At 68.7% G+C, this 12,221-nt stretch carries 12 protein-coding genes and 1 riboswitch; of the genes, 4 read left to right on the top strand and 8 right to left on the bottom strand.

The features are described from left to right. Positions 1-29 precede the first annotated feature (29 nt). The 6 genes from IB274_RS23000 to cobG form a co-directional block, all read right to left on the bottom strand. Positions 30-1,004 carry a FecR family protein gene (locus IB274_RS23000; protein WP_318652917.1) on the bottom strand — a complete coding sequence of 325 codons (975 nt, stop codon included), beginning with the start codon at positions 1,002-1,004 and terminating at the stop codon, positions 30-32. After that, positions 1,001-1,498, bottom strand: coding sequence for a sigma-70 family RNA polymerase sigma factor (locus tag IB274_RS22995; RefSeq protein ID WP_192435047.1), 498 nt, complete (start codon positions 1,496-1,498; stop codon positions 1,001-1,003). Before IB274_RS22995 ends, IB274_RS23000 begins: the two co-directional genes overlap by 4 nt. Before the next feature lie 271 nt (positions 1,499-1,769). Then, positions 1,770-3,419, bottom strand: a complete 1,650-nt coding sequence (gene cobJ, locus IB274_RS22990) for a precorrin-3B C(17)-methyltransferase (RefSeq protein WP_192435045.1) — start codon at positions 3,417-3,419, stop codon at positions 1,770-1,772. Further along, positions 3,419-4,159, bottom strand: a complete 741-nt coding sequence (locus IB274_RS22985; RefSeq protein WP_081517091.1) for a precorrin-2 C(20)-methyltransferase — start codon at positions 4,157-4,159, stop codon at positions 3,419-3,421. The genes cobJ and IB274_RS22985 overlap by 1 nt, the downstream gene beginning before the upstream one ends. Next, complete coding sequence (locus tag IB274_RS22980; RefSeq protein ID WP_192435043.1) at positions 4,159-4,785, bottom strand: precorrin-8X methylmutase; 627 nt, start codon at positions 4,783-4,785, stop codon at positions 4,159-4,161. Before IB274_RS22980 ends, IB274_RS22985 begins: the two co-directional genes overlap by 1 nt. Then, the gene (cobG, locus tag IB274_RS22975) at positions 4,778-6,133 is read right to left on the bottom strand and encodes a precorrin-3B synthase (protein WP_192435041.1); all 1,356 of its coding nucleotides are present in this window, start codon (positions 6,131-6,133) and stop codon (positions 4,778-4,780) included. Before cobG ends, IB274_RS22980 begins: the two co-directional genes overlap by 8 nt. Before the next feature lie 77 nt (positions 6,134-6,210). Then, a riboswitch (cobalamin riboswitch) is annotated at positions 6,211-6,452 on the bottom strand. Between the two features lie 67 nt (positions 6,453-6,519). On the opposite strand from cobG, the gene cbiE reads away from it, so the two are divergent. The 4 genes from cbiE to IB274_RS22955 all read left to right on the top strand — a co-directional run bounded on the left by cbiE (position 6,520) and on the right by IB274_RS22955 (position 10,315). Then, on the top strand, positions 6,520-7,731 hold the full coding sequence (gene cbiE / locus IB274_RS22970) for a precorrin-6y C5,15-methyltransferase (decarboxylating) subunit CbiE (protein WP_192435039.1): 1,212 nt from the start codon (positions 6,520-6,522) through the stop codon (positions 7,729-7,731). Between the two features lie 2 nt (positions 7,732-7,733). Further along, a complete protein-coding gene (locus IB274_RS22965) occupies positions 7,734-8,831 on the top strand; it encodes a cobalt-precorrin-5B (C(1))-methyltransferase (protein ID WP_192435037.1) in 1,098 nt (365 codons plus the stop codon). After that, positions 8,828-9,556: a cobalt-precorrin-6A reductase gene (locus IB274_RS22960; RefSeq protein ID WP_192435035.1), complete on the top strand. Its 729-nt coding sequence runs from the start codon at positions 8,828-8,830 to the stop codon at positions 9,554-9,556. Before IB274_RS22965 ends, IB274_RS22960 begins: the two co-directional genes overlap by 4 nt. A gap of 135 nt (positions 9,557-9,691) precedes the next feature. Beyond that, positions 9,692-10,315: a glutathione S-transferase family protein gene (locus IB274_RS22955; protein WP_192435033.1), complete on the top strand. Its 624-nt coding sequence runs from the start codon at positions 9,692-9,694 to the stop codon at positions 10,313-10,315. 172 nt (positions 10,316-10,487) lie between these two features. On the opposite strand, the gene IB274_RS22950 is transcribed toward IB274_RS22955, so the two are convergent. Then, complete coding sequence (locus tag IB274_RS22950) at positions 10,488-11,234, bottom strand: vWA domain-containing protein (RefSeq protein WP_192435031.1); 747 nt, start codon at positions 11,232-11,234, stop codon at positions 10,488-10,490. Further along, positions 11,159-12,166, bottom strand: coding sequence for an ATP-binding protein (locus IB274_RS22945; protein ID WP_192435029.1), 1,008 nt, complete (start codon positions 12,164-12,166; stop codon positions 11,159-11,161). The genes IB274_RS22950 and IB274_RS22945 overlap by 76 nt, the downstream gene beginning before the upstream one ends. Positions 12,167-12,221: the final 55 nt, after the last annotated feature.

Raw genomic sequence — 12,221 nt, 5'->3', positions numbered from 1 at the left:
TAGGGTGCCCCTGCAGATGCAATTGACCTTCAGCCCCGCGCGCTCACCGTCACCCACCAGTCCGTGCGCTTCTCCACCCGCACCGGCAGGGTCTGCGGCAACAGGGCCAGCAGCTTGTCGGTGTCGTCCAGGCGGAATACGCCGGATAGCCGCAGGTCGGCCACGCTGGGATCGCAATGCAGATGCCCGCGACGGTAGCGGCCGATTTCGGCGAGGAAGTCCGCCAGGCGCATGTCGCGGGTGACGATCAGGCCGTCGGCCCAGGCGGCGCTGTCCATGTTGCTGCGTTCGGCCAGCAGCACGCTGTCGCCATTGATTTCGTAGGACTGTCCGGCTTCGGCGATGGCGGTGGTCTGGCCGCGTACGCGCGGGGCGATGGCCACCGAACCTTCCTCGACACTCAGACGCGTGGAGCGCTCGTCCTGGCGCAGCACGAAGCGGGTGCCCAGAGCCTCGAACAGACCATCGCGATTGCGCACCCGCAATGGGCGCGCGGCGTCCTTCGCGGTGCTGACGAGAATCTCGCCGCGCTCCAGCACCAGCAGGCGCTGGTTCGGATCGAAGCGCACGTTCACCGCGCTGCCGGTGTTCAGTTGCAGCAGGCTGCCATCGGCCAGGGTGAAGCGTCGGCGCTCGCCGGTGGCGGTGCTGTAGTCGGCCATCCAGCGTTGCCAGGGCACGACGTCGCGCGCCAGCCACAGCGCGGAGGCGCCGATGGCGAAGGTCGAGAGCAGCTTGAGCGCCTGGCGCCGCTGCAGGCGCTGGCTGGTGTTTTCCAGCGTCTCCAGCGCCACGCGAGCGCCGGGCACGGCCTGGTAGCCGGCGGCCAGTTCGCTGTTCAGCGCCTGCACCCGCAGCCAGGCGGTTTCGTGTTCGGGGTTGGCCTGGCGCCAGTGCTCGCAGGCGCTGAGCAACTCAGGATCGGCATTGCCGCTCAGGCGCAGGGTCCACTGGATGGCCTGCTTCACCACCCGCGGATCGGGCGTGGTGCTGGCGCCGCTCACTCGGCGTACCGCAGCTGGTAGCAGTGGAACAGCGCTTCGGCGATGTAGCGCTCCACCGAGCGTATCGAGACGCCCAGCTCTTCTGCGATCCGCGCATGGGGCATGCCTTCGCACTGGGCCAGCAGGAAAGCGCTGCGTACTTTCGGTTTGAGGCCGTCGAGCAGACGGGCGATGTTCTCCAGCAACTGGAGGATATTGTGCCGCTCTTCCGCTGATGGCATCTGCGCTTCCGGCAGGTGGGCGATGGAGTCGAGGTAGGCGCGCTCCAGCTCCTGGCGACGCCAGTGGTCGATCACCAGGCCGCGGGCGACGGTGCGCAGGAAGGCGCGCGGGGTATGCAGTTCGACGCGCTCGGGCCTGAGCAACACGCGCAGGAAAGTGTCCTGGGCCAGGTCGGCGGCATCGGCGGCATTGCCCAGCCGGCCGCGAAGCCAGTTGTGCAGCCAGCCGTGATGGTCGCTGTAGAGCGACTGGACGTCGAAGGTCGAGGACATGGGTGCGCAAGGCTGCAAATGATAATTTGTCGCATTTTCAACAAGGCGATGGCCATTTGCAAGATGTGTCTGAAAGACCCAGTGCCCCGACTCTTTATCGGTGGACGGTCCGCCTGGTTGCGCCGTGCCTGGGTTTCCCCCTCACCCCAGCCCTCTCCCTGTGGGAGAGGGCAATTCCTGGCGCTAAATTCCAGGATGGAGCTTCGCAGGGTGGGTATCGCTTCACGCCATCCTACGTGGACGCCAACGGTCGCTATCGGCGTGAGAGCTGTCAGCGATACCAGCGTGGCGTATACACCCAGTCGCCACCGCCAGCGCGGGGGAAGCGCCGGGTCAGGGACGAGCCGATGATTACCAGGGTGCGCATATCCACCATCTCCGGCACCAGTTCGCCGAGGGTAACGACGCGCAGGGCTTCCGCCGGGCGGCCGATATCGCGGCCGAGCACCACCAGGGTTTCCGGCGTGCGGTGGCAGCGGACGATTTCCAGCGCGCGTCCCAGTTGCCAGGGGCGTGCCCTGGAGATCGGGTTGTAGAAGGCCATGGCCAGGTCGGCGGCGCCGGCATGGTGCAGGCGCTTTTCGATGGTGTCCCAGGGCTTGAGGTTGTCCGACAGGGAAATCAGACAGAAGTCATGCCCCAGCGGCGCACCGGCCTTGGCGGCAGCCGCCAGCGCAGCAGACACGCCCGGCAGTACCTCCAGCTCCACGCCATGCCAATGCGGGTCGCTGCTCTCGTGCAGGGCTTCCATCACCGCGGCGGCCATGGCGAACACGCCGGGGTCGCCGGAGGAAATCACCACCACGCGCCGGCCGCTGGCGGCCAGTTCGAAGGCATGACGGGCGCGCTGCATTTCCTCGCGGTTGTCGGTGCAGTGGCGCACCTGGTCGTCGCGCAACGGCTCGGCCATCTTCACGTAGGTCTCGTAGCCGAGCAGGTCCTGGGCTTCGTCCAGCGCGCGGCGCACGGCGGGGATCATGAAGTCGCTGGCGCCGGGGCCCAGACCGATCACGCTGAGTCGTCCGCGCGGCTGACCGATGCCTTGGGCTTCAGCTGGCGTGGCGGTGCGGTGCAGATGGAAGGAGTCGCCATGCAACACAGCCGGCGGCAACTCATCGTCGCTGTGGATGAACCGCAGTGGCACGCCCAGCTCACGGGCGGCCTCCGCCAGCGCCGGATCGGCCATGCGGCAGCGCGGCGCCACCAGCGCGGCCAGCGACGCCTCGGCCAGCCCGGCCTGCGCCAGGCCCTGGCGAATGCGCTCGGGCAGTTGCGAGTCCACCAGCGTGACGTGGGCGAGGACGAGGCGCGGATGGATGCGCAGCTCGTTCTGCGCGATGCCCACGACGCGCGCATCGATACGCAGGGTGTGCGCGGCGTCGTCGGCCAGCGGCAGGTCCAGTTCCTCCAGCCAGGGCGCGTAGCCCTCGATGCGCAGGGTGTCGCCCCCCAGCAGGTCGGAGACGAAGCGCTTGCCCTGTTCGATATCCGCCAGCGCATAGCCCGGTGGCGGGTCGAGCAGGCAGGCACCGAAACGCAGTTCGCCGCTGGTGGTGATGGCGGGCGTCACCTCCAGCGCAGCGGCCAGCTCACGGGCCATGCGGTTCACCCCGCCCAACCCGCCGAGCAGCGGCACCACGGCGCTGCCGTCTTCGGCGACGGCCAGAACCGGCGGCTCCGCGCCTTTCTCGACCAGCACTGCCGCGAGGGTGCGGATGACGATGCCTGCCGCGCACAGGGCGATGATCGGGGTGTCGTCGCGGTAGAGCTGGCGCAGGGTTTCGCCGAAGTTTGCGTAGGATTCATCGGCGCCTTCGACACGGTCTTTCAGACCCAGCACACGCGCCTGTGGATAAGCGCCCTGCAGGCGTCGCGCCGTAGCCAGCGCACCCTGGCCGAGAATGACGATGGCAGCGCGCATCAGCCGTTCCACCGCTGGCCGGGGATGACGATCATCGAGAAATACGGCGAGGCCATCGGGTCGACGTCGTCCAGCGCGACGATGCGCTGCTCGCGCATGGTTGCGCGCTCGACGTAGTGGGCGCCGCCGTCACGGCCCAGCTCGCGCAGCACGCGGCGAACCTTGTCGAAGTTGCGGCCGAGCTTCATCACCACCGCCGCATCGGCGTCGGCCAGGCGGCGCTTGAGTTCGTCTTCGGGCAGCACGCCGGAGAGCACCGACAGGCTCTGGTTGCGGTACACCAGCGGCACGCCGAGCACCGCCGCACTGCCGAGCATCGAGCAGACGCCGGGTACGACTTCGGTGTCGTACCGCTCTGAAAGTCGGTCATGCAGGTACATGTAGGAGCCGTAGAAGAACGGGTCGCCCTCGCAGATCACCGCCACGTCGCGGCCGGCATCCAGGTGCATCGCCACCTGCTCGGCGGCGGTGTCATAGAAGTCGCTGATCACGCCTTCGTAGGTCAGCGGTGGCTCCAGCTTCTCGGTGGTCACCGGGTAGACCAGCGGCAGGCGTTGCTGCTCATCGAGCAGGTGCTGCTCGATGATGGCGAAGGCGTTGCCGCCCTGGCCGGCGTGGTGTTTGGCCTTGGCCACGAAGTAGCCGATCACCGGGGACGCGCGCAGCAGGCGCAGGGCCTTGAGGGTCAGCAATTCCGGGTCGCCCGGGCCGACGCCCAGGCCGATGAGGCGGCCGGTCATCACTCCACCTCCGTGGCCAGGGCGTTCACTGCGGCGGCGGCCATCGCGCTGCCGCCACGGCGACCGCGGACGATCACGTAGGGCACGCCACGGCTGTCGGCGGCGAGGGCGTCCTTGGACTCCATGGCGCCGACGAAGCCCACCGGGAAACCGAGGATCAGCGCCGGTTTCGGCGCGCCGGCATCGAGCATTTCCAGCAGGTAGAAGAGCGCGGTCGGCGCGTTGCCGATCACCACCACGCTGCCTTCCAGGTGCTCGCGCCAGTGCTCCAGCGCCACCGCCGAGCGGGTGTTGCCCAGCTCGCGGGCGAGGTCGGGTACGTCTGCATTGTTGAGGGTGCAGATCACCTCGTTGTGTGCCGGCAGGCGCGCGCGGGTGATGCCTTCGGCAACCATCCGCGCATCGCAGAGGATCGGTGCGCCAGCGGCCAGCGCCGCACGGCCGATGGCCCCGGCGCCGGCGGAGAAGTGCAGGTCCTGCACGACGTCGACCATGCCGCAGGCGTGGATCACCCGCACGGCGAGTTTCTCGAGGTCGGCGGGAATGCCGGACAGGTCGGCTTCGGCGCGAATAGTGGCGAAGGACTGGCGGTAGATCGCCTGGCCGTCGCGAATGTAATCAAGCATCGGTGAGGGCTCCGGGTGCGGCCAGCAGGTCGCCGGCGGCATCGAGGGAAAGGTTGCGCGCCACTGGCTGGCCGAAGCCGGCCACGCCATCGGCGCGACGGAACAGGTCATAGCGGCCGTCGGCGACGGCCAGCAGGGTGTAGGGGGCGACATGGGCGGCGGCGCAGGAGCGCGGGCAGCCGCACAGGTGTACACCGGCCGGCGGTGCGTGGCGCAGGCGCTCGGCCAGGCGCAGCGCATCGGCCTTAGTGTCGGCCAGCCCACGGGCGCAACCGCTGGAACCGCTGCATGCGACGAGGCGCGACAGCGGCTGCGCGGCGTCGATCACCAGGCCGAGGTTGGCCAGCGCGCCGAGTACGACGGCGGCATCGGTTTGTGCCACGCCAGGGAGGATCAGACTTTGCCAGGGCGTGAGACGCAGCTGTCCGACGCTGAAGCGCTCGGCAAGATCGGCGAGGCCGAACAGCGTGGTGCTGTCGAGGCGTCCGAGGACGAATCCCGCGCCGACCATGACCCGTTCCGGCTGACGCTGGGGCTGAATTCCGAGATGGCCGAAAGCCTGCGGCGCAGGACGTCGCCAGTTATCCACAGCCGCTCCGAGTTGCAGCGGGAAGGGCAGGCGTTGCTGCAGGCGCTCCAGCAGCACTTCATCGCGAAGCATCTCGCGCAGGTGGCGCATGCGCGTCTGGCCGTCGCCGGCAAGATCGAGGAACAGGTGCAGCAGAGTTTCCACCAGCAGCGGTACCTGTTCGGCGCTGACGGCGGCGAGAGCAGGGCGATCGGTCTCGCGCTGCGGTGGGCAGCCGGCCAGGCCGAAGGCGAACAGCGGCGCGGCACCGTCGGACATGGCCGAAAGCCAGAGATCGTTGGGGTGTTCCAGCATCGCCAGCGTTTCGCCGGCGTCCAGCTGGATGCCGAACTTGGGCGACAGGCCGTGGAAGCGCGGGGTGTGCTCCAGCAGGTCGAGCAGCTGGCGGGCCAGCGGGCTCGCGTCGAACGCGCTGCCAGTGTCCAGGCCGAGCGCCGGGCTGACCAGCAGGTTGCGCACGTCGTCCGAAGCCAGCTCACGCGGGCCGAGGCCGGCGGCCAGCAGTTCACGGCTCAGCGCATTTTCGGCGCCGGCATGTACGCCGCGAATTTGCAGGTTGGCGCGGTTGGTCGCTTCGAGCACGCCGTCTGCATGCCGTTCGGCCGCCAGGGCGATGGCGCGCGCGGCGTTGGCGTCGAGTTGCCCGCAAGGCAGCTTGAGGCGGCAGATGCCCCCATCGCGGGAGGCCACGATGCGCAGCAGGCCGGGGCAGGCATGCGGACGGACGGGCAGGGCTGAAGGGTCTTGCACGGTGGTCACCAGGGCTGGATCGCGGTGACCTGCGAATCCCCCAAAGGGGACTTCACGACACCGATACACCCCGCTCGATGTCTGCACGCGCGACTGGTTTCGTCGGCAGGTCTCCTGGCTGGCAGGTCCTCATCCAGCGCGGCCTTCCCGGTTGCCCAGTGGCCTGGCCGGCGGCACGGAACGTCGTTCTCGTGTCGCCGCATTGCGCGGACTCGCTGCTTACAGTTGCGGGGGCAGCCACGGCTTAACCGTGTTCCCTCTTCGGCTCTGAGAAACTTCACCGCAAAAGGTGAAGCGTCCTACGAGCACCGACGAAGCGGGTATTATGCCTGCTTTGTTCGGAGGCAGGAAAAGCCTGCCCGTCGGATCGATCGTCGCACCCCTGAGGACATTTCATGACGCCCTGGCTGACCATTGTCGGCATCGGCGAGGACGGCTATGCCGGCCTCGGCAAGGCCGCGCGCCGCGCCCTGCTCGCCGCCAGCGAAGTGATTGGCGCGCCACGCCAGCTGGAGTTACTGCCGCATTGCCTGGGCGCCCGTCGCCAGGCCTGGCCGAGCCCGTTCAGCCTGGAGCCGGTCTTGCGTCGGCGCGGTGAGCCGACCTGCGTGCTGGCCAGCGGCGACCCGATGCTGTTCGGCGTCGGCGCAAGCCTTGCCCGTCAGATTCCGTCCGAGGAAATGCTCGTACTTTCCGCGCCGTCTTCCGCTTCGCTCGCCGCCGCGCGGATGGGCTGGGCGTTGCAGGACTGCACGCTGCTGTCGCTGGTGGCGCGCCCATTGGCGGCACTCAATGCGCAGATCCACGACGGCGCGAAGCTGCTGATCCTCAGCAACGATGGCAGCAGCCCGGCGGCCATCGCTGCGCTGCTGCGCGAACGGGGTTTCGGCGCGAGTCGCCTCAGCGTGCTGGAGCACCTGGGCGGCGAGGTGGAGCGACGCATCGACGGACTCGCCAGCGACTGGTCGCCGAGCGAGACCGCCGCGCTGAATCTCGTTGCGGTGCAATGCGTGGCGGGTGCTGACGCTGTTCGCCTGCCGCTGACCACCGGCCTGCCGGACGAGGTCTACCGCCATGACGGCCAACTGACCAAGCGCGACGTGCGCGCTGTGACCCTGGCGCGGCTGGCGCCGAAGCCGGGCGAGCTGCTGTGGGACGTCGGCGCGGGTTGTGGCTCCATCGGCATCGAATGGATGCGCGCGCATCCGAGCTGCCGCACGCTGGCCATCGAAGCCAATGACGGGCGCCAGGAACACATCCGTTTCAACCGCGAGGCCCTTGGCGTGCCGTCGCTGCTACTGGTCTGCGGTGCTGCGCCGGAAGCCTTGCAGGGCCTGGAGCGCCCCGATGCGATCTTCATCGGCGGCGGCGTGACCCTGCCCGGCGTGTTCGAGCAGTGCTGGGAACAACTCAAGCCCGGCGGCCGGCTGGTCGCCAATGCGGTCACCCTGCAGAGCGAGTCCATGCTGCTGAGCTGGCGCGCCCGCATCGGCGGTGAGCTGACCCGCCTGTCGGTGTCGCAGGCCCAGCCGCTGGGCGGCTTCGATACCTGGCGCGCGGCGTTGCCGATCACCCTGCTGGAAGTGCGCAAGCCCCTGGCCGATTGACGATGCGCGAAGAGACTCCGGAAGAACCCCGCCCGCTGCGCAGCGGTTACACCACCGGCAGCTGCGCCACCGCCACCAGCCTGGCCGCCGCGCGTCTGCTGCTCACCGGTGAAACGCTGGACGCTGCGCAGATCGTCCTGCCCAAGGAGCGCAGTGCGACCTTGCGCCTGGAGTTCTGCCGGCTCACCGCCGAGGGTGCCGAAGCCGGCACGCTGAAGGATGCCGGCGACGACCCGGACGTGACCCACGGGGCGCTGGTCTTCGCCCGCGTCGCCCTGAGCGCTGAACCCGGTGTGCGCTTCCACGCGGGAGAGGGCGTTGGCACCGTCACCAAACCGGGGCTGGTGCTGGCGGTGGGCGAGCCGGCGATCAACCCGGTGCCGCGGCAGATGATGCAGGGCAACCTCGCTGCACTGGCGGCCGGGTGCGGCTACGCCGGCGGCTTTGAGGTCACGATCCACGTCGAGGGTGGCGCCGAGCTGGCGCTCAAGACCATGAACCCACGCCTGGGCATCCTCGGCGGCCTGTCGATCCTCGGCACCACCGGCATTGTCCGACCGTTCTCCTGTTCGGCCTACATCGCATCGATCCAGCAAGGCATCGACGTCGCCCGCGCCAACGGCTTCCGTCATCTCGCCGCCTGCACCGGCAACGCCAGCGAGGACGCCATGCGCCGTCGCTACGGCTTCGACGACACCGCGCTGATCGAGATGGGCGACTTCGCCGGCGCGGCGCTCAAGCACCTGCGCAAGGTGCCAGTGGAGCGTTTCAGCATCTGCGGCGGCTTCGGCAAGATCAGCAAGCTGGCCGCCGGCCATATGGACCTGCACAGCCGCCACTCCAGCATCGACCTGCCGCAGCTGGCGGAGTGGGCGGCCGAAATTGGCGCGTCGGAGGAGCTGCAACATCGCATGCGCGAAGCCAACACCAGCCAGCAAGCGCTGGCATTGTGTCGCGCCGAAGGCGTTGCCCTCGGTGATGCCGTCTGCGCCCGCGCGCTGACCTTTGCCCGGCGCATCGTACCCGCTGAAGTGACGCTGGAAGTCTTCGCCATCGACCGCCAGGGCAATCTGGTGGGCGAAGCGCTGGAGGTGCGATGAAACGGGTGCTCCTGCTGGGCGGCATCGGCGAGGCGCTGACCATTGCGCGTCGACTAGGTGCGTCCCACCTGTACAGCCTCGCCGGGCTCGGCAAGGTGCCGGACGACCTCGTCTGTGAAGTGAGGGTGGGGGGTTACGGCGGCGCCGAAGGCCTTGCGGACTTCATCCGCGAACGCGGTTTCGACCTGCTGCTCGATGCTACTCATCCCTACGCCGCACAGATCAGTGCCAATGCCGCCCGCGCTGCGCTGCTGGCTGGCGTGTCCTGTTGGGCGCTGCGTCGTCCCGGTTGGCAGGCGGGGCCCGATGATGACTGGCGCGAGGTGGCAGGGTGGCCGGCACTGATCTCGGCACTGAATGATTTTCGCCGCCCGCTGTTCACGATGGGTCGCGAGCCGTTGGAGCACCTCGAGCACATTCCCCAGCATCAACACTGGACGGTGCGCTGCCTGCAGAGCCTGCCCGGCAACGAGCGCGCCGAAGTGCTCGGCGCGCGCGGGCCGTTCACTCTCGATGGTGAGCGTAAGCTGTTCGCCCGCCTGGGCACCGACGTGCTGGTGAGCAAGAACAGCGGCAGCCAGGCCACCGAGCCGAAGCTGCAGGTTGCCCGCGAGTGTGGAGTGCCGGTGCTGATCCTGGCGCGGCCGGCGTTGCCAGCGGTGGACCGCGAGTTCGACAGTGTCGAGTCTCTCTGGCAGGCGCTTGGGCCCCTCGCCGCGGATTGACGGAACGTCCCGCTTAGCGAGTGTTCACAGCTTCGTAGCGTTTCGCGGGCAAGCTCGGCATCGCGTCAAGATCGCGCTTCTCCGCCGCCCCACCAGCCTCTATGCTGGGCCCCGGTTTTCACAGGGAGTGACACCATGCTGCGAATCCTCGGCCGCGCTTCATCGATCAACGTGCGCAAGGTGCTCTGGACTTGCGCCGAGCTGAACCTGCCCTACGAACGGGAAGACTGGGGCACGGGCTTCCGCTCCACCGCCTCGGCGGAATTCATTGCACTCAACCCCAACGCCATGGTGCCGGTCCTGGTCGACGGCGACTTCGTGCTCTGGGAATCCAACGCCATCTGTGGCTACCTCGCCACCCAGTATCCCCAGGGCGAATTGCTGCCGACGTCACCGCGCGAACGGGCGCTGGTGGAGCAGTGGATGGGCTGGCAGGCCACCGAGTTGAACAACGCCTGGCGCTACGTGTTCATTGCCAGGGTGCGTAACAGCCCGAGCCACACCGACGAGTCCGCGATTGCCCTGAGCGAGGCACAGTGGAACCACTGCATGGCCCTGCTTGATCGGCAACTGGAACGCACCGGCGCGTTCGCTACTGGTGCCTGCTTCAGCCTTGCGGATGTTGTGCTCGGCCTGTCGGTGAACCGCTGGTACCTGACGCCCATGCAGCGCCCGGAACTGCCGGCGGTTGCGGCGTACTACGAGCGTCTGAGCGAGCGGCCTGGGTTCCTGTTGCATGGGCGTAATGGGGAACCGTGATTCGGAATGTCTCCACGCGATGAATGCCCCTCACCCCAGCCCTTTCCCGAGGAGAGAGGGGGCCGTTCGGGGTGAGATGCTGTATCGGTGCTAGCCGGCTAACTCTGGCCCCTTGGACCGCACGGAACAGTCCCTTCTCCCGCTTGCGGGAGAAGGTTAGTGTGCGGGGCTTTTAACGACCGTTCGCCGAAAGGTCGTCGATCGGCCGATAGTCGGCGCCAAGCTCCTCCGCCAGCTTCCTGGCCCTGCCCAGCCGCACGGCTCCGCCTTCGATATCCACCAGCACTGTCGGGCAGTTCAGTGGCTGCAGCGCCGCCCAGTCGCCCAGGCGGCCGTCGGTCAGCACCAGCAGACGCTGACTCTCGCCTGGCTTCTGCCGCTGGCGCTGGTCCAGCCACTTGCGCGCTTGCTGTAGCGCCTCGATCAGCGGGGTGCCACCGCCGGCACCGAGTTGCTCCAGCCATTCCTGCAACTGACTCGAAACCTTCTGGCCCTGCCACAACCAGCGCGGTTGTGCGCCCGTGGCGTGCAGCACGGCGAGGCGCGCGCGTTGTCGGTAGGCCTGTTCGAAGGTGTCGGCGAGCAGGCCCTTGGCCTGGGCGAGGGCGCCGTGGCGGCGGGTGCTGGCGGAGGCGTCGACTATCACGAGCCAGAGTTCGCCGGGCTGGCGGCTGCGGGCGCGCAGCACCAGGTCGGCGCGGCGTTGCGGGCGGCCGTTGCGCAGGGTGGCGGGCCAGTCGATACGGCCGTGTGCGCCCGTTTGGCGGGCGCCGCTGCGGCCGCCGGCGAGCTGGCCGGGTCGGGGGGTGGCATCCGCGCCTGGGGCCTGGCGCGGGCGGATGCTCAGGGCTTTTTTGGCCAGCCCGTCAGTTGCCGGCGTTCGCCCATGGCGACGCTCTGCGCGGGCAGTTCGCCCCATTGGCCTTCGCCGTGGGAGGCGTTGGAGGGTGCCTGGGGTTGGCTCGATGGTGACTGCGGTGGAGTGCTTGATTGCGGCGGCGCGTGGCGGCGGCGATGGGCGAGGGCGAAGTGCTCGACCGCATCGATGTCCTGCGCCTCGATGGCGCTTGCCCCCCGCCAGGCGGCATGTGCGCGGGCGGCGCGCAGCCAGACGAGGTCGGCGCGCAGGCCGTCGACGCCGGCGGCGTGGCAGCGCTCGGCGATGTCATCTAGCGCAGCGTCATCCAGCGGAATCGCCGCCAACTGTTGGCGCGCATCGACGCAGCGTTGTTGCAGAGCCTGCTGTGCGGCTTGCCAGTGCGCGAGGAACGCCTGCGGGTCGGCATCGAAGGCCAGCCGGCGGCGGACGATCTCGGCACGCTCGCTCGGTGCGGGCGTACCTTCCAGTTGCACCTTGAGGCCGAAACGGTCCAGCAGCTGCGGCCGTAGCTCGCCTTCTTCGGGGTTCATCGTGCCAATTAGCACGAAGCGCGCCGGGTGGCTGTGGGACAGGCCGTCGCGTTCGATCAGGTTGACCCCGCTGGCGGCCACGTCGAGCAGCAAATCGACGAGGTGGTCGGGCAGCAGGTTCACTTCATCCACATAGAGCACGCCGCCGTGAGCGTGGGCCAGCACGCCGGGGGAGAACTGCGCGCGGCCTTGGCCCAGCGCCGCGTCCAGGTCGAGGGTGCCGACGATGCGTTCCTCGCTGGCGCCCAGCGGCAGGGTGACGAAGCGCCCGCCGTCCAGCAGGTCGGCGACGCCGCGCGCCAGGGTGGACTTGGCCATGCCGCGTGGCCCTTCGATCAGCACGCCGCCGATGGCCGGATCGATGGCCGCCAGGCACAGGGCCAGCTTCAGCTCATCGGCGCCGACGACGGCTGCCAGTGGGAAATGGGGAAGGGCGCTCATGGGGATTTCCTGCGGATTTCGTCCGTGCATGGTAGCGAACCGGGTGTAGGAGGTG

This window comes from Pseudomonas sp. PDM18 (assembly GCF_014852585.1).
In the GTDB taxonomy this organism is placed as follows: domain Bacteria; phylum Pseudomonadota; class Gammaproteobacteria; order Pseudomonadales; family Pseudomonadaceae; genus Pseudomonas.
The sequence above is the reverse complement of the archived record's forward strand: the minus strand, read 5'-3'. Positions and strand labels throughout refer to the sequence as shown.

What these genes read in the sequence shown, in the direction of transcription:
- IB274_RS22995 (WP_192435047.1), bottom strand. Translation starts at nt 1,498, where the DNA reads ATGTCCTCGACCTTCGACGTCCAGTCGCTCTACAGCGACCATCACGGC.
- cobJ (WP_192435045.1), bottom strand. Translation starts at nt 3,419, where the DNA reads ATGCGCGCTGCCATCGTCATTCTCGGCCAGGGTGCGCTGGCTACGGCG.
- IB274_RS22985 (WP_081517091.1), bottom strand. Translation starts at nt 4,159, where the DNA reads ATGACCGGCCGCCTCATCGGCCTGGGCGTCGGCCCGGGCGACCCGGAA.
- IB274_RS22980 (WP_192435043.1), bottom strand. Translation starts at nt 4,785, where the DNA reads ATGCTTGATTACATTCGCGACGGCCAGGCGATCTACCGCCAGTCCTTC.
- cbiE (WP_192435039.1), top strand. Translation starts at nt 6,520, where the DNA reads ATGACGCCCTGGCTGACCATTGTCGGCATCGGCGAGGACGGCTATGCC.
- IB274_RS22965 (WP_192435037.1), top strand. Translation starts at nt 7,734, where the DNA reads ATGCGCGAAGAGACTCCGGAAGAACCCCGCCCGCTGCGCAGCGGTTAC.
- IB274_RS22960 (WP_192435035.1), top strand. Translation starts at nt 8,828, where the DNA reads ATGAAACGGGTGCTCCTGCTGGGCGGCATCGGCGAGGCGCTGACCATT.
- IB274_RS22955 (WP_192435033.1), top strand. Translation starts at nt 9,692, where the DNA reads ATGCTGCGAATCCTCGGCCGCGCTTCATCGATCAACGTGCGCAAGGTG.
- IB274_RS22950 (WP_192435031.1), bottom strand. Translation starts at nt 11,234, where the DNA reads ATGGGGCGAACTGCCCGCGCAGAGCGTCGCCATGGGCGAACGCCGGCA.
- IB274_RS22945 (WP_192435029.1), bottom strand. Translation starts at nt 12,166, where the DNA reads ATGAGCGCCCTTCCCCATTTCCCACTGGCAGCCGTCGTCGGCGCCGAT.